Here is a 19,115-nt window from a genome sequence, read left to right on the forward strand (position 1 = left end):
CAGTCCTCCTCGCTCGGTGTGGGGTACTGCCTGCCGCCCTGGTGCCCGCTGTAGCCGATGCGGCAGATGAACGCCGGGCCGTCGTGTCCGGTGCCGGTGGTGCGCCAGCCGCCCTGGTTCAGCAGCTCGTACCCGGTGGTGGGGGTGGTGCCGCAGGAGCGGTAGACCGGTCCGCCCCAGTGGCTGAAGTCCACCGCCAGCACGACTCCGGAGGTGGTGGTGCACTGGCCCATGGGCTGGGGCTCGGCGGTGGCGGGCGAGGTGGTGGCGGCGTGCGCGGCCACCGTCAGACCGAGCGCCGTGGCGAGCCTGACCAGGTGGCGGGCCAGGCGGCCGGGCGGCCGGCGGGCGGTCACGGCCGCTCCCGGAGGGCGGCCCGCTGGCGTCTGCGGGCGACGACGGTGATCCGCCACCCGGCGAGAGTGGACACCAGAGCCGCCACGGCCAGCGAGCCGACCTGGAATCCGGTGGCGGCCAGGTTCCCGCCGCCGGAGGCGTCGGGACCGGTGCCGTCGGTGCCGCCCCCCGCGCCGCCCCCCGCGCCGCCGCCCCCGGGCCCGCCGACGTCGCCCGGGGTGAGGATCGGGGGCGTGCTCGCCGTCGGGGTTGGCAGGGGCTGCGGGCTGGTGCCCGCGAGGCTGCGGGTGAGGGTGGCGAAGGAGGCGCCGGTGGCCCCGCCGACCGCTTGCGTGGACGCGCGCAGGTCTGAGCCGCGCTGCCCCTGCGCGGCGACGTTGAAGCCGCCGTCGGCGTTCTGTTGGGCGGCCAGGAAGGCGCGCGCGTCGGCGATCTCCCGCGGGTAGGCGTCCGCGTCCAGGGACAGGCCCTGGACGGCCAGCGCCGCGGAGTTGACCGAGTTGCCCGCCGCGCCGGGGAAGCCGCCGTCGGGGTACTGCTGTTCCGCGATCCACTCCAGTGCCGCGTCCACCGCACGGTCCGCCTCCGGTCCGCCGACCAGGTCCAGTGCCATGGCCGCCATGGCGGTGGAGTCCACGTCCGAGTCCCCGGAATCGGGTATCAGGCTCGGCCAGGCCCCGTGGCCGTGCTGGAGGGAGAGCAGGTAGGCGACGGGTTCGGTGGCGGCCTCCTCCTCGCCCGCCCGTACCTGGGCGACGAGCGCCAGCGAGTGGGCGAAGACCGAAGGGGCGTGGGTGTAGGCGCCCCGTGCCGCACAGCTACGGTCCGGCGCCGCGCTGGGCGCGGTGCAGACCGCCTCCGCGAGTGCGGTGATGAGGTCGTGGCCACCGAAGTCACGGGGGTCGCGGCCGACCATCTGGGCGAGCAGCGCCGTCTTGCCCAGGGAGCCGGCCGTGGGGTGTTCGCCGCCCACCCCGGTCCAGTCGTGCACGGTGCGGCCCTGGGCGTCCTGGCCGCCCTGCTGGAGAAAGTCGACCATGGCCCGCAGGGTGGCGTTGTCCAGGCCGGTGGCGGCCAGCGCGTAGGCGCCGTCGATGGTGAGGCCGAAGTCGGCGCGGTCGGTGCCCCCGCCGGCGGGGTAGTACCGGCCCTGCTGGAGCCGGTCGGGTCCGGTGAGGTAGGCGACGCCGCGGCCCAGGTCCGGCACCTCGCCCGGCGCGGGCGCGGAGACCGTCGGGGTGGGGGTCGTGCTCGGCGGCGGGGTGGGGTCGCCGGTGGGCGTGGTCGGCGGCGTGCTGGGTCCGGGCCGCTCGGTGGTGAGCGTCACCAGGCTGGTGCCCGCACCCGCGAGCACGGCCGGGGCGGTGGGGTAGAGCTCGGAGGGTTCGGTACCCGCCTCGAACCCGAAGCCCCCGTCGGCACGTTGCTGGGTGGCCAGCCAGGCCACCGCCGCGTCGGCGCGCGCTGTCTCGCCCAGCGCGCGCAGCGCCTGCGCGGCGTACGCGGTGGCGGTCACGCTCCCGGCGGAGGCACCGGGGTAGCCCAGCAGCGAGCCGTCCGCGCGCTGCGCCTGGCGCAGCGAGGCGCGGGCTTCGGCGACGGCGTCCCCGTGCCCGCCCACCGCCCGCAGCACGAGCGCGACGAGCGCGGTGGTGGCCGGGTCGCCCTCGCAGTACTCGCCGGGCCGGATCAGGACGCTGGAGACGGAGCCGTCACCGCACTGGAGCGCGGCCAGCCGCGCGGCGGCCCCGGCCGGCGGTTGGAGGCCGCCGCGCACCACGGCCAGCAGCGCCAGTGCCTGACCCTCGGTGTAGAGGGCACCGTGGAAGTCCCCCGCAGCGGTGCAGCCGGGGGTGGGGCTGCCGGACTCCGGGCCGGCGGTGCAGACGTGGTCCACCAGGTCGCCCAGGAGGTCGCGTCCGGCGACGTCGCGGGGATCGGCCCCGGTGCTCTGCGCGAGCAGCGCCAGGCGTCCGGCGGCGCCGGCGTCGGGTGCCTGGTCCGGTCCGGCCGGGTAGGCGTAGGCGTCGGTGCGCCCGGTGAGGTAGGCGGTCACCTTCGCCAGCTCCGGGCCCTCGCCCCGGCTGGCGGCGAGCGCGAAGGCGGCCTCGGTGGTCAGGTGGTGGTCGGGGCTCGCGGACCACTCGTCCTCGATCCGCTCGCCGTCGACGAGGCGTCCGGCCACCCACCGTCCGGCGGCGGCCACGTCGATCCGGCCCTCTGGGGCCGTCGGCCCGCCACTGGGCTCGGGGCCCGCACCGCCCTCGCCGTCACGCACGTCCTCCGGGCTGAACGACGGCCGGCCATTGGTGCCGCCGACGCCGGTGCCGCCGAACACCCAGGCGTCGACGTCGCCCGGTCGCGGCGTGCGGTCCATGGCACCGTGGCGGCTGTAGGTCCACTCCGTCTCGCCCGGGGCGGCGACCCAGTACGACCAGTAGGCGCTGGCCGGCGGGGTGCGCACGCACGGCTCCTCCCGCGGCGTCGGGTACTGCGTGCCGGAGTCGATCGAGGGGTGACCGATGCGGCAGACGAACGCGGGGCCGTCGTGCTCGGTGCCCGCGGTGGTGAAGCCGCCCGCGTGCAGCAGCGCGTAGCCGGTGGTCGGGGCGGGGTCGCAACCGCTGACGACATCGCCGCCGAAGGGGCCGAAGTCGACGGCGACGAAGGCGCCGGTGTCCGCGGTGCACTCCTGCCCGGAGGCGAACGGAGCGGACGGGCCGGCCGGCGCCCGCAGGGCGTGCCCCGCGCTCGCGCCGAGGACCAGCAGCACGGCCGAGACCAGGGCGACGAGCCCTCCTCGGCCGACGCGTCGGCGTCTTCCCTGTGTGCTGCCCACCACGGCCCCTCGTGTCGTTGCGGTGCGGTGGGACGTGGTGGTGGGCCCCGGCCGGGCGCGGGGCCCGGGGAGCTGGTCGACCACGCCGTAGTCCGCGACGGCGTTGTTCGCTGGGAATCGACCGCCCCGGGCATTCCGGCTCGCCCGCCGCGTGCGGGCCTACGGTTGCGGGTCAGCGCCGGATTTCGACCGGCTTCCCCCAGGGCGTTGTGCGTTTGTCGTTCGGATTGCAGCACGCGGCCTCCGACGGCGTCAAGGTGACCTGAATCCCAACCCGCCGAAGCGTGGGCGGCCTTGGCATGCCTGGCGGACCACGGGTGGCTCCGGTAGCGTCCTTGTCCGCCGAGTGGGGGAACCCGGTGGGAGTCCGGGGCTGACGCGCAGCGGTGTGGGGCGGCGGGACACCGCTCCGAGCCCGAATGCCCATGCGGTGACGCGTTACCAGGAAGCCGTACCCCGCGTTCCGGACGGCGGCCACCGGCCCCGCGGCCACGCCGCGGGAGGGCCCTGTCCGGTCGCGTCCCCATCGACGAAGGAGCAGGCCCATGCCCGTCATGACCCGTCTCACCGCCCCCAGACGCCTCGCGCTCACCGCCGCCGCGGCGGTCGGCGCGCTGGCCCTTTCCGCGCTGCCCGCCTCGGCCACCTCCACTCCCGGCCAGATCGCCACCTCCACCGCGAACGGCGTCGCCTACCTGAAGTCGCTCCAGGCACCGGACGGTTCCTACGCCGGCGGTGGGCTCTCCAACGAGTGGGCCTTCAGCGCCTTCGCGGCGGCCGGCACGGCCGCGGCCGACGTCACCCCTGACGGCGACCCGGCGAAGAACGCCCGCGGTGTCTACCGGGACCTGCTGGCCGACCCGGGCTGGCCCTCCGGGTCCCCGGTGGTGACCGACTTCGAGCGCGGCACGCTCAACGCCTACGCGGCCGGCATCGACCCGGCCCGCGTCTCGGCCTCCCGCAACCTCGTCGCCGACGTCTACGGCCACTGGCAGAGCGCGGAGCCCGGGTACTTCGGGTCCTCCTCGCTCTACAACGGCACGGTCTTCGCCGCGCTGGCGCTGGGCGGCGCCCGGACCCAGGCGGGCGACCAGCGCGTCCCGCAGTCCCTGCTCGATTCCGTGGTGGCGCGCATCCGGGCCAACCAGCACCACGACGGCGGCTGGAACTACGCGAAGGCCGAGGGCGACCCCACGGAGCTGGCCAAGGCCGGTGACATCGACATGACCGGCGCCTCCATGGCCGCCCTGTGCGTGTCGGGCGTGCCGAACACCGACCCGGACGTCGTCCAGGCGCGGAACTTCCTGGCCGGCAAGCTCGTGAACCACACCGGCGCCTTCCAGGCCATGTGGGGCGCCAACACCAACTCCAACGGCTGGGCCGTGGCCGGGCTCAACGCGTGCGGCATCAACCCGCAGACCGGCGGGTTCCGCACGCCGATGGGCAGGACGCCGGTCGACTTCCTCATCGCCCAGCAGTTCACCCCCGGTGGCGGCTTCCGGTACGCCCCCGGTGACTCCTCGCCGTCCGCCTACGCCTCCGTCGACGCCCTGCGCGCGGTGGCCGGCGGCGGCTTCACCGAGGCACCGCCGGCGCCGGTGACCGCCGGGGAGCCGCAGTGGGTCGCGCAGAGCGCGTTCGTCCCGGGTACGGCCGCCGACCTGGCGCTGAGCGTCGACGACGGCTCCGGCGGCCTGGCGGTCTGCTCGGTCGCGCTCACCCCGACCGGGACGACGACCACGCTGGGTGCGGTGCTGGACGCCGCCGCCTCGGCGGCCACCCCGGCCGGGTGCGTGACCGGCGTGACGCCCGCCGCGGGCTCCGGCGCCGTCACCGCGCTCAACGGCACGGCGAACAGCGGGTCGCAGGTGTGGCAGGTCAGCGTGGACGGCTCCGCCTTCACCGCCGCGGCCCGGGGCGAGGTGATCCACGTGGGCGACACCATCGCTCTGCGCTGGGGGTCCTGAGCGGCGACGAGGGCCGGGCGTGCGGGGGGAGCCCCCGCACGCCTGGCCCGCAGCGTTCCTCGCGGCGTGGCACCGGCGTGGAACCGGCGTGGGACCCGGTACGGTCGCTGGCCTAGAACTCCGTCCAGGTGAACGCCACCTGGTCGCCGTAGTCCAGCTTGAACTGGCAGCCGCCGACCGGCGTCGGGGTGCCGTTCACCTCGATGCTCCAGTACGCCGAGGCGTCGGCGTCGACGTTCTTGATGCTCTCGACCAGGTAGTCCTCGAACGAGGGGTACCAGGTGCCGTCCCAGTCGAAGCCGTACTTGTCGGCGGCGTCGTCCAGGGCCGCCGTCGGGGTCGGCACCGGCGACGGGTAGGCGCCGCCGTTGGTGCCGTCGCAGGTGTGCGTGCCGCCGGTGGCGGGCGTCACGTCGTGGCCGCGGGTCCTGATCCGGCCGTCGAACAGCAGCCCGACGGGGCCCTGCACGGTCAGCCGCACCTTGACGGGCGCGTTGGTGCCGCCGGTGGCGGCGTCGGTGTCCGCGACGGCGGGGGTGGCGGTGAGCGCGAGGCTCAGCGCGGCGGTGGCGATCAGCAGACGGCGAGCGGGGATCTGGCGCAAGACGGTGCCTTTCGTTGACGATGGGGACCGCGCCGGAAGGCCGGAACCGCACCGCCCGCCGCGGGAGTGCGCGCCGCGCGGCGGAGACGGGCCCTGGCTTCGCGTCGCAGGCCATGACGGTGAGAAGCGTTCGCGCCGCACGCCGGGCGTTCCGGCTCACGGCACCGGCGGTGCCGCTCACGGTTGCAGGTCAGCGCCGGAATCCCACCGGCTTCCCCCGCCGTGCTCGCATTCGGTTGTGGCTCCCGTGGTCGCCGGAAGCAGCCAGATACTAGGCCCGTGCGGCGACAACCGCCAGCATTCCAGGTCACGTTGGGCTCGCCGGGGGAGCTCGCGCGGGACGCCGGACACGGTGCGTCACCAGTGTGCCGGGGGCCCGCGGCTCACGTGCGGACGGCGCCCTCGCGCCCCGGGTGCGGCAGAGGGCCCCGGTGCTCGGGCCCCCGTGGGCGGCGCGGGTCCACCCCCGGGCGTCGGACTGCCGAGCGGGCCGCCGGGCGGGGCGGCCGGGCGTCGTCGTCGGTCGGGCGCTGGGACGCCGGGCGGGGAACGCCCGTGCGGGGGTGGTGCTGTGAGCGGGGAGAGCCGAGGGCGGTGTGGGGGAGCGGCGAGGCTGAGGTGAGGTTAGGCTAACCAAACATTTTGAGTCGTGGCGGGTGGCCGGGCGACTTCCCGTGGGTGATGGGTTAGGTTAGCCTCACCTAACTCGATGGGGGAGGCGTGATGCCCGCACACATGTCCGCCGACCGTGCCGAACTCGCCGGTCGCACCGCCCTGGTGACCGGAGCCGGCCAGGGGATCGGGGCGGCGGTCGCCACGGCCCTGGCCGCCGAGGGCGCGCACGTGGTGGCCACGGACCGCGTCGCCGACGGCGTCGAGGCGCTGGCCGCCGACCACCGCGCCCGGCCCGGCCCGGCCGCCGGGGCCGCCCCCGGGTCCGCCGAGGGCCCCGGCGGCCGGTCCGCGTCCGGTGGCGGGGGCGCCGGCCCCGACCGGCCGCGGCACGGCGGCATCACCGCCCGCGTCATGGACGTGACCGACGGCCGGGCGGTCGACGCCGTCGTGGCACGGGCGGAGGCCGAGCACGGTCCGCTGGACATCCTGGTCAACGTCGCCGGGGTCCTGCGCCCCGGGCCCGTCGCCGAACTGTCCGACCACGACTGGGAGGCGACGTTCGCGGTCAACACCACCGGCGTCTTCCACACCTCCCGCGCGGTGGCCGCCCGGATGGCCGCACGCCGCTCCGGCAGCATCGTCACCGTCGGCTCCAACGCCGCGGGCGTCCCCCGCACCGGCATGGCCGCCTACGCCGCCTCCAAGGCCGCGGCCACCATGTTCACCAAGTGCCTGGGCCTGGAACTCGCCCGCAGCGGCGTGCGGTGCAACGTCGTCGCGCCCGGCTCCACCGACACCGCCATGCAGCGGAGCCTGTGGACCGACGGCGACCCCGACGCCGCGCGGCGCGTCGTCGACGGCGATCCGGGCAGCTACCGCACGGGCATCCCGCTCGGCCGCATCGCCGCCCCCGCCGACGTCGCGGAGGCCGTGCTCTTCCTGGCCTCCGACCGCGCCCGCCACATCACGCTGCACGAGCTCTACGTCGACGGCGGCGCGACCCTGCGCTGACGCCGGCGGGCACCGCCTCGTCCCGCCCTGCCTCGCACTCACTCCGCCCGCACCCACCCCTCCCGCCCGCACCCAGCCGCGGCCGTCCCGGTACGGACCGCGCGAGAAACGGAGCCCCCGTGTCGACGGCCCCCGAAGTCGCCACGCACGTCCCCCCGGCCGCGGCCGACCACCCCGCCGTGGGCGCCGCCGCGGCGCTGCTGGGCGCCTACGAGCCCGGCGCCCGCTTCCTGGGCACCCCCACCCGTACCCTGCTCGGCCACGGCGTCCACCGCGAAGTCCCGCACGACGACCGGCCGGTGGCCACGCGCGTCGCCGCCACGCTGGCCGCCGCCCGCGACGCCGGGCACCCCGACCCCGTCGTCGTGGGGGCCGTGCCGTTCGACCAGCACGCGCCCGCCGCCCTCGCGGTGCCCGACACGGTGCGCAGCGCCCCGCCGCTGGCGGCGGACCCGCTCGTCGCGCTGCCCGCCGAGCCCCCCGCCCGCGCCGAGTGGCGCGTCCGGCAGGTGCCCGAACCCGCCCGCTACGGTTCGGCCGTGGCCGCCGCCGTGGACCGCATGTGGCGCGGGGAGTTCAGCAAGGTGGTGCTCGCCCGCACCCTGGAACTGGACGCCCCCGGGCCGCTGGACACCCCGGCGATGCTCCAGCGGCTGGCCCGGCGCGACCCCGGCGGCTACACCTTCGCCCTCCCCACCGGCCCCGGCCGCACCCTGCTCGGCGCCAGCCCCGAACTGCTGGTCTCCCGCCGCGGCCACCGGCTCGTCGCCAACCCGCTGGCCGGCTCCACCCCGCGCAGCGAGGACCTGGCCGAAGACGTGCGGCGCGCGGCCGCCCTGCTGAAGTCGGTGAAGGACCTGCACGAGCACGCCGTCGTCGTGGACGCCGTGCACCGGGCCCTGGCCCCGCACTGCGGAGAGGTCACCGTCCCGGCCGAGCCGACGCTGGTGCGCACCGCGACCATGTGGCACCTGTCCACCACCGTCACCGCCACGCTCGCCGCGCCGGAGACCTCCGCGCTGGAGCTGGCCTGCTCCCTGCACCCCACCCCGGCCGTCTGCGGCACCCCCACCGACCTGGCCCGCCGCGTCATCGCCGACAGCGAGCCGTTCGACCGCGGCTTCTTCACCGGCATGGTCGGCTGGGGCGACGCCTCGGGCGACGGCGAGTGGGTGGTCACCATCCGCTGCGCCGAGGCGCGGGAGGAGTCGCTGCGCCTGTACGCGGGGGCGGGCATCGTCTCCGCGTCCGAGCCGGAGGCGGAGACGCGGGAGACGGCCGCCAAGTTCCGCACGTTCCTCGACGCGGTGGGAGTGCGGCTGTGACCCCCGCCGCACCCGCGCCCGGCCCGCCCGCGCGCGCCGCGCCCGCGCGCGCCACGCCCACCGCCGCACCCGCCGACCGGTTCGGACGCCCCGGACAGCCCGCCGCGCGTCCGGCGCCCGACCGCCCCCGCCCGCACGCCCACCGGAACGGAGCGCCACCCACCCCATGACCCTGCCCGCGATCACGCCCTACCCGATGCCCACCGCCGACGCGCTCCCGGCCAACCGCGTCGCCTGGAAGGCCGACGCCGCACGCGCCGTGCTGCTCGTGCACGACCTCCAGAACCACTTCCTGTCCGCCTACGACACCGCCGCCGAGCCCGTGCCCGCGCTGCTGGACCACGTCGCGCGGCTGTGCCGCCGGGCGCGCGCGCTGGGCGTCCCCGTCCTCTACACCGCCCAGCCCGGCGGGCAGACCCCGGCCGAGCGCGGGCTCCAGCAGGACTTCTGGGGCCCCGGGCTGCCCGCCGACCCCCGCGCCGAGGCGATCGCCGACGCCGTCGCCCCGGCCGCCGGGGACACCGTCGTCACCAAGTGGAAGTACAGCGCCTTCGTCCGCACCGACCTGGCCGACCGGCTGCGCTCCCTCGGCCGCGACCAGCTCGTCGTCACCGGCGTCTACGCCCACATCGGCGTGCTGATGACCGCCGCCGACGCCTGGATGCGCGACCTCCAGGCGTTCGTGGTCGCCGACGCGGTGGCGGACTTCTCCGCCCAGGAGCACGCGGCGGCCCTGCGCTGGGCGGCCGGCCGCTGCGCCGTCGTCACCACCACCGACACCGTCTTCGACGGCGTCTGACCCACCACCACGCGGCACCCCGCCCCCGGCCGTGCCGGGCGGCGTGGCGTGCGGCCCGGCACCGGCCCGCACGCCACGCGGGGTGGGAGGCGACGCACCCCCGCCCGCGCCGACCACCCGCACCGCTCAGACCCGGGCGGCGGTGGCGCCACCCCGTCAGCGGGGCCCGGGCCTTCGGCCCGTGTCCAGCCGAGGGCGCCTTCCCACCCGCACGTGCCGGGCCGTGACGCGGGTCGCGTCCGGCACCGCGCGGTGGTGGCCGGCCGGACTCAGTCGGTGTCCGGCCTGGCGGCGAGCGCGGGGACGGGCCGGGGGCGCCCGTCGGCGTCGACCGCGACGAAGCTCAGCCTGCCGGTGGCCACCTCGGCGGCGGGCCCCGAGGCGTTCCAGCGCTCGGCGGTCACCCGTACGCCCACGCCCATCGACGTGCGGCCCGCGCGCAGCAGCTCGGCGTGCACGGTGAGCAGGTCTCCCGCGCGCACGGGGGCGAGGAAGGCCATCCGGTCCACCGACACCGTGACGGCCGGCCCGTCGGCGTGCCGTCCGGCGGCGGCCGCGGCCGCGTCGTCGATCAGTTTCATCACCATGCCGCCGTGGATCGTGCCGTACAGGTTCGTGTCGTGCTCACTCATGATGTGGGCGAGCGTCACCTGTGAGTCGGTCGGGGTCTTCTCCGTGCGGGGCGGGGCAGCAGTGCTGTCGGCCACGTCAACTCTCCTTCGCGAGTCGCGGCGGGGTCGCCGCACGCGGGTGGGCGCGCGGGCAGCGGGCAGGTCTTCGGACTCGCGGGCGTGACTGCCCTGTCAGGGCGGTCTCCTAGTGGCCGTCGCTTCCCGGCCCCGGCGGGGCCAGTGCGTGTGACGGCGGTCGTTCCCGCTCACCGCTGCGGGGCAGTCCCGGATTCCCACCGGGTTCCCTCTTGCGACGCGCCTGCCTGGCGGACAGGGCGAACCGGCTGCGTCGCCAGCCTAACCGGCCCGCGGCCCGCTGCCGTCCGCGCCCGCCCCGGCGCGAGTGCGGCTCCCGGGAGCGGAGGCGCCCGGGCGGCCACCGTGCCGCCGAGGGGCCGCAGGTGCGCGGGCTATCCCCGCGTTCCGTCCGGCAGTGCCTCGCTCAGCAGGGCCGCCACGTGGAGGACCGTGCGGTCGGCCAGGCGGGGGCCGATGAGGTGGACGGACAGGGGCAGGCCGTCCGCGGTGCGTCCCAGCGGGACGGTGGCGGCCGGGAGCCCGGCCAGCCCGGCGAGGTTGAGCCAGGTGGTCTGCTCCCAGTAGCCGCGCCGCTCGCCGTCCACGCTCAGGTGCCGCTCCGGAAGCGGGACGCCGGTCAGGTCGGGCGGCGCGGCGGTCGGCGCGGCCGGGGTGACCAGCACGTCCACGGTGTCGAAGTAGGCCGCCCAGCGCTGCCGCAGGCGCGCGCGCTCCTCGTCCGCGAGGAGCCAGTCGCGGTGGCGCAGGGTGCGGGCCCGCAGGTAGCGTGCGCCGGGGGAGTCGTCGTCGGCCGCCAGCGCCTGCGCGGCCGCCACCTCGCCGGCGTACGCCTCCGGCTGCGCGGCCGCCGTGGAGGTGGCGAACATCAGGAGCTGGAAGAGGCGGTCGGACTCGGCCAGCTCGACCGGCCGGGCGGCCGCGTCCACCCGCGCACCCGCCTCGTGCAGCGCTTCGGCGACGGCGTCCAGCAGCGCGCGGGTCGCGGCGTCCACGCGGCAGTACGGGTCGTCGGCCCACACGCCGACGCGGTGGTCGGCCAGCCGTGCGTGCCGCGGCGCGGGCAGCTCCAGGCGCCAGCCCGTGCCCTCCCGCGGCGACGGCCCGGCCAGGGCGTCGAGCGCCAGCGCCAGGTCGGCGGCGTCGCGCGCCAGCGGGCCGAGCGTGAGCATGTCGGAGGAGGTCAGCCAGCCGGGCGGGCGCGGGATGTGGCCCCGGGTGGGGACGAGGCCGTGGCTGGGGCGCAGGCCGAACACCCCGCAGTAGTGCGCGGGCAGGCGCAGCGAGCCGGCGAGGTCGCTCGCCAGGTCGAGCGGGCTGAGGTGGGCGGCGACCGCCGCGGCCGGGCCGCCGGAGGAGCCGCCGGCCGCGCGCGCGGGGTCGTGCGGGTTGGGTGTGGTGCCGAACAGCGGGTTGCCCGTCTGGACGTCCGCGCACATCGGCGGCGTGTTCGTCTTGCCCAGGACGACGGCCCCGGCCGCGCGGAGCCGCGCCACGGCGTCGGCGTCCTCGGCGGGCAGGTGCTCGGCCAGGTCCGGCGCCCCGCACGTCGTGCGCAACCCGGCGGTCTCCAAGGCGTCCTTGACGGTGACCGGGAGGCCGAGCAGCGGCGCCTCACCGGAGCCGGACGCGGTGCGGGAGCCGCCGGAGCCGCCGGAGCCGCCTGCCGCGCGCCGGGCGTCGGCCGCGTCGGCCGCGGCCAGGGCGCCCTCGGCGTCCACCGCGACGACCGCGTTGAGCTCGGGGTGCGCCGCGATGCGCGCCAGGTGCGCGGCCGTCAGCTCGCGGCTGGAGACCTCGCCCCGGGCCATCGCCGCCAGTTGCTCGACGGCCGGGCGGTGCGTCAACTCCATGAGGTCGCGCTCTCCTGTTCTGCGGGTGCGGGATCGAAGTGGGCGGCGACGCGCAGCAGGGCGCGCACGTCGTCGTCCGGGGTGCGCAGGCTGGCGCGGAGCGCGGCGTCGGCGTACTCGGCGGGCGGGTCCGGTCGCTCGCCGCGCCCGTGGGCCGCGAGCGCCGCGCGGATCTGGTCGGCGGTCACCGCGTGGGCCAGCTCCGCGCCCGTCAGCCCGGCGGCCCGGTGCCGTCGCTCGGCGGCCTCGCGCGCGGACTCCGTCAGGTGCCGCCCCAGCGCCCACTGGCCGTCGCGGATCTCCACCGCCCGCCGGTACAGGTGCCAGGTCGCCCCCCACCAGCGCAGCCGGTCGCCCGCCCGGGTGCGGGCCGGCTGGAGTGCGATCGCGGGCACGGCCGCGTGCACCGCCCGCCACAGCGGGCCCAGCGCGCGGTGGTCACGGCGGGCCCGCACCGCCGCGCGGACCCGGGGCGTCACGTGCACGGCCAGGGTGGGCACGAACCAGCCGACGAGGGTGAGCGCCGTGCCGATGTCGGCGCACAGCCAGGCGAACGCCTCGGCCCCGGCCGGGGGCGGGGCCAGGTCGAACAGGGCGGCGGCGACGCCGTGCAGCCGCACCGCGCTGTACCCGAGCGTCAGCACGGCCCCGGCGCAGACGACCCGCAGCCCCCGGGCGATCCACACCTGCCCGGTGCGCCGCGCCGCGCGCCAGCAGCCCACCGCGAGGACCGTCTCCCCGATGCTGTAGGCGACGACGTAGAGCGTCAGGTAGGCCTGGTAGGCGCCGGTGTGCACGTAGTTGGCGGTGAAGCCCTGCGGAGTCGTCCGGCCCGCCGGGGTGAGCTGGAAGAACAGCACGGCCAGCGCCGCGATGACCGCCGCCCCGGCCGCCAGCGACCACCGGGCGCGCACCCGGGCCCGCTCCGGGGGCAGCGCCCAGTAGGCGAGGACGACCACCTGGAGCGCCAGCAGCGCCGTCACGGACCCGAAGGCGCCCAGGATGCCGGTGGAGGGGCGTCCCGTGACGTCGTCCAGGAACCGCCAGACGGGTTCGAGCGACACCAGGAAGGACAGCGCCGAGAAGCCGTAGACGCCGGCGAGCGCGGCCAGCGCGCGGTCCCGGCGCAGGTGGCCCGGCGGCCACAGGAGGAGCAGGAAGCCGACGGCCGCGAGCGCCAGGCAGAAGGGGTGGAGCAGTTGCTGCACGCGCCCCTCACCTCCCCTTCCACAGCAGGGTGTCGGCCACCGGCTCGCCCGTGCCCTCGCCCGCCGCCGGGGCGGGCCGGTGCACGTGCTGCTGGAGGTAGGAGCCGATCAGCTCGGCCTCGCGCTCGTCGCGGTAGGCGTAGTCGGTGCGGCCGAGCATCCGTGCCACCACCGAGGGGTCCAGCGAGGGGAACAGCCGGTGCGAGACGGTCTGCTCGGGGCCGCCCCGGTGCTCGCGGAGGATGTGCGCGACCTCGTGGGCGAGGATGTGGTCCTGGTGGGCCCGGGTGGTCTGCTCGTGCACGAAGACGATGTCCACGCCCTCCACCGTGCGCAGCCACATCCCGCAGATGCCCAGGGCGCTGTCCACCGGGGCGGACGCGACCCGGATCGGGTGCCCCGTCCTGGCCTCCACGGCGGGCAGCAGCTCGCGGATGCCGCGCGCGGGGGGCAGGGCCAGGTCGTGCACGAAGCGGCGGCACTCGCGCCGCAGGGCGTCGCCGCGCCACCGGGCGCGGCCCCGTGTGCGCTGGCCACGGGCGGCACCGAACGCGTCCACCGGTGAAACGACCTCCTGCTGTAGCCGTGGTGGTGGCGTCGCCGCCGCCTCACCGAGTGTGCCAGGCGGCCCCGGCCCCGGTGAACCCGCCCCGGGCGCACCGGTCGGTATCGGCCATCCGGGCGGACGGGGCGTGTGCTTGGCGCCCCGTCCGCCCGCGTGGCCCGTCCGGCCCGTCGAGTCGGTGCGGAGGGACGCGGGCGCAGGCGGGCGGTCGGCGCGGCGCCCGGCGGGTACGCCCGGTGACGGCTCGCGCGCGAGGAGCGGGCCCGGTCTCCGGCCCGACGCCGTACCCGCGCGTCCGAGGCGGCCCGACGCGGCCCGACGCGGCCGAGGCGGCCCGTGCCTCCGGGAGCCGCGCGGGCCGGGCGGCCGGACCGGTCCGTCAGATTTCCAGCTCGGCCTCCAGGCGCCGGAGTTGGTGGCGGGCCATGGCGAGGTTGGCGCGGCCGCGGTCGAGGGCCAGGTAGAGGAAGAGGCCCGCGCCGCCGCGCCGCTTGAGCAGCCGGATCAGGTGGTACTGGCCGCCGAGGGTGATGAGGATGTCCTCGATCTCGTCCTGGAGCCCCAGGTGTTCCATCGTGCGGACCTTGGCGCGGACGACGTCGGTGTTCCCGGCGGCGGCCACGCCCAGGTCGAGGTCCTTGCCCCCGCCCAGCGTGCCGAGTGCCATCCCGCTCTCGTAGTCGACGAGGGCGACGCCGATGACGCCGTCGATCGTCGTCATCGCTTCCTTGAGCACGGTCTCGGTGTTGGCCATGGTGGGTGTCCTCTCCGGGTGGTGTGGTGGTGGGTCAGGCGGTGGCGCCGTCGAGCAGGGCGCCGATGCGGGCGCCGGCGCGCCGGGCCTCCAGGTGGATGCGTCCGACGTTGGCGCGCGGTTCGGCGAGCACGGTGAGCACGGCCGTGCGGCCCGCCGCGTAGGTGGCCACGTAGCCGCCCTCGGCGCGGACGACCAGTTCGCGGAAGGCGCCCTGGCCGGTGGCGTCGGCCAGCCGCACGGCGACGCCGAGCGCGGCGGCGGTGAGGGCGGCCAGCGGCTCCGCCTCCAGCCGGGCGGTGTCCTCGGCGAGCACGAGCCCGTCCACGCTGGCGGCCAGCGCGCCGCCGAGCTGCGGCAGGCGGGCCCGCAGCCGGGCCAGCTCGTCGAGGAGTTCGGGGCGCGGCGGGGGCGGGGGCGGCTGCGGTGGCATGGGTGGTCTCCCTCGGGCACGCGGGCGCAGGGCGCGCCTCATGACGGGGTGCGGGCCGGGCGCGTGGCGGTGCGGCCCGGCGTCGGCGGTGTGCGGGGCGGGTGTGGGCTCACGGGGAGGCCTCCAGGGCGTCACGGATGCGGCGCAGGGTCGCGATGTCCGGTGCGTCGGACGGGAGGGGACGCGGGGGTGACGGCCCCGGGGCACCGGCCGACCGGGGCGGCAGGGGCGGCGGGGCGGCGGGCCCGGGCGGCGTCTCCACCAGCCCGGCCGCCGCGAGCCTGCGCACGTCCACCAGCGTCCGGTACGCCTGGCGGGCGAGCGCGGCGGCGATGTCGGCCGGGGTGTGGGCGCCGTCGGCCAGCCGCAGCACGTCCCGCTCGCGCGGGCGCACCGGGTGCGGCGCGGACGCGGCGCGGACCGGGCGCAGGGGCGCGGTGTCGACCTGGGCGTGCGGCCAGATCCGGTGCAGCAGCCGGCCGCGGCGCCGCAGTTCGCGGTGGAGCGCGGGGACGGGGACGCTGCGCACGGGGCCCAGCCAGTGCCGCGCACCGGCGTGGAAGCGGCACGGTCCGCGGGCGGCGGCGTGCACGAAGTAGGCGGCGTCCAGGAGCGTGGCCAGGTGGCACAGCTCCAGCTCACCGCGCGTCAGACGACCGGTGTCCAGCAGGCGGCGGGCGACCGCGCGGGTGGGGCCGGCCGCGTCCAGGGTGTCGCGCCAGACGTGGGGGTCGAGCCGCCCGGCGCGGACGAGCAGCGTGCCGAGGCCCGGCGTGGCAGGGCTCTCCACGTGGGCCACCTGGCCGTCGAGCAGGTAGAGCGCACCGGCCGGGCAGGCGAGGACGCCGGTGGCCCGCCGGGCGGCCAGGTCGCCGAGCAGGACGGGGAGCGTGCGGCGGTCGGGGTCGGGCCCGGGTAAGGGAGGGGGCGGGGCCTGGGCCATCGTCAGCCCAGCACCAGGGCGCGGGAGAGCTCACCGAGGCGGAGCCTGGCCAGGGCGAGGTTGCCCTCGCGGCGGTCCAGCCACAGGTGCAGGACGACGCTGCTGTCGAACGCCGTCTCCACGTACCGCAGCAGGTGGTAGCCGTCGCGCGCGGTGACGATGAGGTCCTCGACGGGCAGGCCGTGTGGCGGAGCCCCGGCCGCCGTCGCGCTGCCGTCGGCGGACGTGCTCACGTCCGCGGGCGCCTCCGCCAGCGTGAGCTGCTCGGCGGCCAGCCGGGCCAGCTCCGCGGTGTCCGCGGCCGTGGCCTCGTGGTCGCCGGAGACGGCCGCGCCGATGGTTCCCAGCGCGAGCCCGCTGGTCCAGTCGACCACGGCCGCGCCGCGCGCTCCGGGCAGCCCCATGGCCGCGAGCAGGCACTCGTCGATTCCGGGCACGCCACTCCTCTCCCCTCGCCCCCGGCAGCCCGACTGGCACCGGTGGTGAGGGGGACGTTACGCATGGTGCCACTCGTTCGAATGGTTTTCCCGGTATTGCTCCGGGAAAGGTCACGACCCCTTATAGTCCGCCCGGCATGCCCGACTGGCATGTGCCCACCACCCGTTCACCTCCACGCCACCCCCTCGCCCCCTCGGGGTCCGCCCGCCCCGGCCTCGCTCCCGCCTGCCCCTGCCCAGCCGCTCGTCCGCCCGCCGTTCGGCGGGCGGACGAGCGGCACGCCGTCGCCTCCGGCGGGCGGCGCCCGCGGGACCGTCTCCCGGCGGCCCGTACGCGCCCCCGGCCCACCCGCAGCGGACCGCCCGGTGGGCCCGGGCCCCCGCGGGGACCCGGGCCCACCGGGGCACGTCGCTCAGGCCGCCTGGATGCGGGCCGGGTCGGTGCCCGGCGCGCCGTGCCGTTCGGCCCAGTTCACCAGTGCCGTGCGGCAGGCGTGGTCCACGTGGTGCAGGCCGGTCAGGTCCAGCTCGACCGGCCGGTCGTGGGGGAGCGCCTCCAGGCTGTCCAGGATCTTCGGCAGCCGCAGGAAGGTCGCGTTGCCCGTCAGGTACGCCTGGACCGGCCCGGCGCCCTTGTCGACGACCTCCAGCTTGACGTGCGAGGCCTCCCACGCGGTCTTGACGATGGACAGGGCCAGGCCGATCAGCACGCCCTCGAACATGTTGATCGCGACGATCGACACGGCCGTGGCCACGAGGATCAGCGCCTCGCCCCGGTTGCCCCGCCACAGCGCGGCCACCTGGCGGAACGGGATCAGCTTCCAGCCCGCGTGCACGAGGACGCCGGCGAGGGCCGGAATCGGGATCAGGGCCAGCACGGCGGGCAGCAGGGCCGCGAACGCCAGCAGCCACACGCCGTGCAGCACGCGGGACGCCTTGGTCCGCGCCCCCGCCTGGACGTTGGCGGAGCTGCGCACGATCACCGCCGTCATCGGCAGCGCGCCGAGCACGCCGCAGACCGTGTTGCCCGCGCCCTGGGCCATCAGCTCCTTGTCGTACCGGGTGCGCGGACCGTCGTGCATGCGGTCCACGGCCGCCGCGCTGAACAGGCTCTCCGCGGAGGCGATCAGCGTGAAGGCGACGATGGTGCCCAGGAAGGCCGGGTTGGCCAGCTCTCCGAAGGCGTCCGCCCCGGGCGGCTGGATCACGCCGAGCAGACCGCTTACCTCCACCGTGGCGACCGGCAGCGCGCAGACGGCCGAGACCACGGAGGCCAGCAGCACCGCGGCGAGGGCGCCGGGCACCACCCGGGCCCGCCGCGGCATCCGCTTCCACAGCACGAGGACGGCGACGGTCCCCGCGCCGACCGCGAGCGAGGCCAGCGACGCGGCGCTGCCCACGGCGTCGACGACCGCTCCCGGCAGGCCGGCCACCTTGCCGATGCCGGTCTCCGGCGCGGGCAGGCCCGCCGCCGCGTAGAGCTGGCCGGCGATGATGACCAGGCCGATGCCGGCGAGCATGCCCTCGACCACGGACAGGGAGATGGCCCGGAACCAGCGGCCGAGCCCGAGCGCGCCCATCGCGAGCTGGAGCAGCCCGGCCGCGAGCACCAGCACCCCCAGCGCGGGCAGCCCGAACTGGGTGACGGCGGCGAGGACCAGCACGGTCAGCCCCGCCGCGGGGCCGGAGACCTGGAGGCTGCTGCCCGGCATGAGGCCGGTGACGATGCCCCCGACGATCCCGGTGACCAGGCCGAGTTCCGCCGGGACACCGGAGGCGACGGCCACCCCGACGCACAGCGGGAGCGCGACCAGGAAGACCACCAGCGAGGCGGCGGCGTCCTGTCGTAAATGGGGGAACCGCGCTATGGCGGCGCCACGCGCGGCCATCGTCCTCGTGCCCCCTTTCACAGCGCCTCGAAGGCGCCGCTGTCCGGGCGGTGGGCCAGGACGGCGCCGGTGTGCACCTCGTAGTACCAGGCGTGCAGCTCCAGTTCACCGGCGTCGAGCCGAGCGGCCACGCACGGGTAGGAGCGCAGGCGCCGCACTTGGGTCAGGACGTGGTCCTGCACGGGTGCGGCCAGGCTCGGGTCGCCCGCCTCCCCGGAGGGGCGCGCGGTGGCGTGACGCAGCCACTCCCGGACCGCCGGCACGGCGCCCAGGTCGTCGCCGCGGACGAGGGCGCCCACGGCGCCGCAGTGCGAGTGCCCGCACACGACGACGTGCGCCACGCCGAGCACCGCCACGGCGTACTCGATGGTGGCCACCTCCCCGGCGGGCCGTTCGGGCGCGTACGGGGGCACGATGTTGCCCGCGGTGCGCAGCTCGAAGAGCTGTCCCGGCCCGGCGCCCGTGATGAGGGCGGGCACGACGCGGGAGTCGGAGCAGGTGATGAAGAGGGCTTGCGGGGACTGGCCTTCGGCGTACGCCGCGAACTTCTCGGGATGTTGCCCGTGGGCCCGGGCTTGGTGGACGAAGGGGCGCATGTCGTCTGTCCTCCTGGCGCGTCGTGAGGGGGGCGCGTCGGGTGCACACAGCGGGCGGGCCGGGGCCCGCCGTCAGCGGCGGACGGGCCGGGGGCCGGCCGGGGTCCGCCCGGCCGGTCTGGAGGTGCGGGCCCGCGCGGCGGTGCCGGGTCCGGTCGGCTCGCGGCGCGGGTCTCCCGCGCCGTGTCCGGCCCCCGGGTGGGGGGCGCCGGA

Annotated in this window: 16 protein-coding genes, 1 pseudogene and 2 riboswitches; of the genes and pseudogenes, 4 read left to right on the plus strand and 13 right to left on the minus strand. The window is 77.2% G+C overall.

What is annotated here, in order from left to right; all coding sequences use genetic code 11:
* Together OSB71_RS06555 and OSB71_RS06560 are read right to left on the minus strand one after the other, a co-directional pair.
* A pseudogene (locus tag OSB71_RS06555) lies at positions 1–356 on the minus strand (hypothetical protein); the annotation flags it as partial.
* A complete protein-coding gene (locus OSB71_RS06560) occupies positions 353–3,196 on the minus strand; it encodes a prenyltransferase/squalene oxidase repeat-containing protein (RefSeq protein WP_265945229.1) in 2,844 nt (947 codons plus the stop codon). The gene OSB71_RS06560 and the pseudogene OSB71_RS06555, both read right to left, overlap by 4 nt.
* Before the next feature lie 350 nt (positions 3,197–3,546).
* A riboswitch (cobalamin riboswitch) is annotated at positions 3,547–3,620 on the plus strand.
* Positions 3,621–3,750: 130 nt separating this feature from the next.
* Between OSB71_RS06560 and OSB71_RS06565 the strand changes: the two genes are divergently transcribed.
* Positions 3,751–5,163: a prenyltransferase/squalene oxidase repeat-containing protein gene (locus tag OSB71_RS06565; protein WP_265945590.1), complete on the plus strand. Its 1,413-nt coding sequence runs from the start codon at positions 3,751–3,753 to the stop codon at positions 5,161–5,163.
* A 112-nt stretch (positions 5,164–5,275) separates the two neighbouring features.
* Here OSB71_RS06565 and OSB71_RS06570 read toward each other — a convergent pair whose 3' ends face one another.
* Entirely contained in the window at positions 5,276–5,767 is a 492-nt protein-coding gene (locus OSB71_RS06570; protein WP_265945230.1) for a DUF4430 domain-containing protein, read from the minus strand.
* Between the two features lie 723 nt (positions 5,768–6,490).
* On the opposite strand from OSB71_RS06570, the gene OSB71_RS06575 reads away from it, so the two are divergent.
* The 3 genes from OSB71_RS06575 to OSB71_RS06585 all read left to right on the plus strand — a co-directional run bounded on the left by OSB71_RS06575 (position 6,491) and on the right by OSB71_RS06585 (position 9,517).
* Positions 6,491–7,393, plus strand: a complete 903-nt coding sequence (locus OSB71_RS06575; RefSeq protein ID WP_265945232.1) for a 2,3-dihydro-2,3-dihydroxybenzoate dehydrogenase — start codon at positions 6,491–6,493, stop codon at positions 7,391–7,393.
* Positions 7,394–7,512: 119 nt separating this feature from the next.
* On the plus strand, positions 7,513–8,718 hold the full coding sequence (locus OSB71_RS06580; protein WP_265945234.1) for an isochorismate synthase: 1,206 nt from the start codon (positions 7,513–7,515) through the stop codon (positions 8,716–8,718).
* Positions 8,719–8,884: 166 nt separating this feature from the next.
* On the plus strand, positions 8,885–9,517 hold the full coding sequence (locus OSB71_RS06585; protein WP_265945236.1) for an isochorismatase family protein: 633 nt from the start codon (positions 8,885–8,887) through the stop codon (positions 9,515–9,517).
* 269 nt (positions 9,518–9,786) lie between these two features.
* Here OSB71_RS06585 and OSB71_RS06590 read toward each other — a convergent pair whose 3' ends face one another.
* The 10 genes from OSB71_RS06590 to OSB71_RS06635 all read right to left on the minus strand — a co-directional run bounded on the left by OSB71_RS06590 (position 9,787) and on the right by OSB71_RS06635 (position 18,902).
* On the minus strand, positions 9,787–10,224 hold the full coding sequence (locus tag OSB71_RS06590) for an acyl-CoA thioesterase (protein ID WP_416237206.1): 438 nt from the start codon (positions 10,222–10,224) through the stop codon (positions 9,787–9,789).
* Positions 10,225–10,280: 56 nt separating this feature from the next.
* Positions 10,281–10,475, minus strand: a riboswitch (cobalamin riboswitch).
* 123 nt (positions 10,476–10,598) lie between these two features.
* Complete coding sequence (locus tag OSB71_RS06595; RefSeq protein WP_265945238.1) at positions 10,599–12,077, minus strand: amidase; 1,479 nt, start codon at positions 12,075–12,077, stop codon at positions 10,599–10,601.
* Positions 12,068–13,285, minus strand: a complete 1,218-nt coding sequence (locus tag OSB71_RS06600; protein ID WP_265945240.1) for an MAB_1171c family putative transporter — start codon at positions 13,283–13,285, stop codon at positions 12,068–12,070. Before OSB71_RS06600 ends, OSB71_RS06595 begins: the two co-directional genes overlap by 10 nt.
* Positions 13,286–13,292: 7 nt before the next feature.
* Positions 13,293–13,844 (minus strand): hypothetical protein, encoded by a 552-nt coding sequence (locus OSB71_RS06605; RefSeq protein ID WP_265945242.1) that lies wholly within the window; start codon positions 13,842–13,844, stop codon positions 13,293–13,295.
* A gap of 385 nt (positions 13,845–14,229) precedes the next feature.
* The gene (locus OSB71_RS06610) at positions 14,230–14,604 is read right to left on the minus strand and encodes a hypothetical protein (protein WP_265945243.1); all 375 of its coding nucleotides are present in this window, start codon (positions 14,602–14,604) and stop codon (positions 14,230–14,232) included.
* Between the two features lie 34 nt (positions 14,605–14,638).
* Complete coding sequence (locus OSB71_RS06615; RefSeq protein WP_265945245.1) at positions 14,639–15,037, minus strand: roadblock/LC7 domain-containing protein; 399 nt, start codon at positions 15,035–15,037, stop codon at positions 14,639–14,641.
* A gap of 109 nt (positions 15,038–15,146) precedes the next feature.
* Positions 15,147–15,980, minus strand: coding sequence for a transcriptional regulator (locus OSB71_RS06620; protein WP_265945247.1), 834 nt, complete (start codon positions 15,978–15,980; stop codon positions 15,147–15,149).
* A 2-nt stretch (positions 15,981–15,982) separates the two neighbouring features.
* Complete coding sequence (locus OSB71_RS06625; RefSeq protein WP_265945249.1) at positions 15,983–16,417, minus strand: hypothetical protein; 435 nt, start codon at positions 16,415–16,417, stop codon at positions 15,983–15,985.
* A gap of 413 nt (positions 16,418–16,830) precedes the next feature.
* A complete protein-coding gene (locus OSB71_RS06630) occupies positions 16,831–18,306 on the minus strand; it encodes a SulP family inorganic anion transporter (RefSeq protein WP_265945251.1) in 1,476 nt (491 codons plus the stop codon).
* Positions 18,307–18,323: 17 nt separating this feature from the next.
* Positions 18,324–18,902, minus strand: a complete 579-nt coding sequence (locus OSB71_RS06635; protein WP_265945253.1) for a carbonic anhydrase — start codon at positions 18,900–18,902, stop codon at positions 18,324–18,326.
* Between the last annotated feature and the right edge of the window lie 213 nt (positions 18,903–19,115).

Source organism: Streptomyces marinisediminis, from assembly GCF_026262575.1.
GTDB lineage: Bacteria > Actinomycetota > Actinomycetes > Streptomycetales > Streptomycetaceae > Streptomyces > Streptomyces marinisediminis.

What these genes read in the sequence shown, in the direction of transcription:
- OSB71_RS06620 (WP_265945247.1), bottom strand. Translation starts at nt 15,980, where the DNA reads ATGGCCCAGGCCCCGCCCCCTCCCTTACCCGGGCCCGACCCCGACCGC.
- OSB71_RS06635 (WP_265945253.1), bottom strand. Translation starts at nt 18,902, where the DNA reads ATGCGCCCCTTCGTCCACCAAGCCCGGGCCCACGGGCAACATCCCGAG.
- OSB71_RS06615 (WP_265945245.1), bottom strand. Translation starts at nt 15,037, where the DNA reads ATGCCACCGCAGCCGCCCCCGCCCCCGCCGCGCCCCGAACTCCTCGAC.
- OSB71_RS06585 (WP_265945236.1), top strand. Translation starts at nt 8,885, where the DNA reads ATGACCCTGCCCGCGATCACGCCCTACCCGATGCCCACCGCCGACGCG.
- OSB71_RS06595 (WP_265945238.1), bottom strand. Translation starts at nt 12,077, where the DNA reads ATGGAGTTGACGCACCGCCCGGCCGTCGAGCAACTGGCGGCGATGGCC.
- OSB71_RS06575 (WP_265945232.1), top strand. Translation starts at nt 6,491, where the DNA reads ATGCCCGCACACATGTCCGCCGACCGTGCCGAACTCGCCGGTCGCACC.
- OSB71_RS06610 (WP_265945243.1), bottom strand. Translation starts at nt 14,604, where the DNA reads ATGGCCAACACCGAGACCGTGCTCAAGGAAGCGATGACGACGATCGAC.
- OSB71_RS06565 (WP_265945590.1), top strand. Translation starts at nt 3,751, where the DNA reads ATGACCCGTCTCACCGCCCCCAGACGCCTCGCGCTCACCGCCGCCGCG.
- OSB71_RS06630 (WP_265945251.1), bottom strand. Translation starts at nt 18,306, where the DNA reads ATGGCCGCGCGTGGCGCCGCCATAGCGCGGTTCCCCCATTTACGACAG.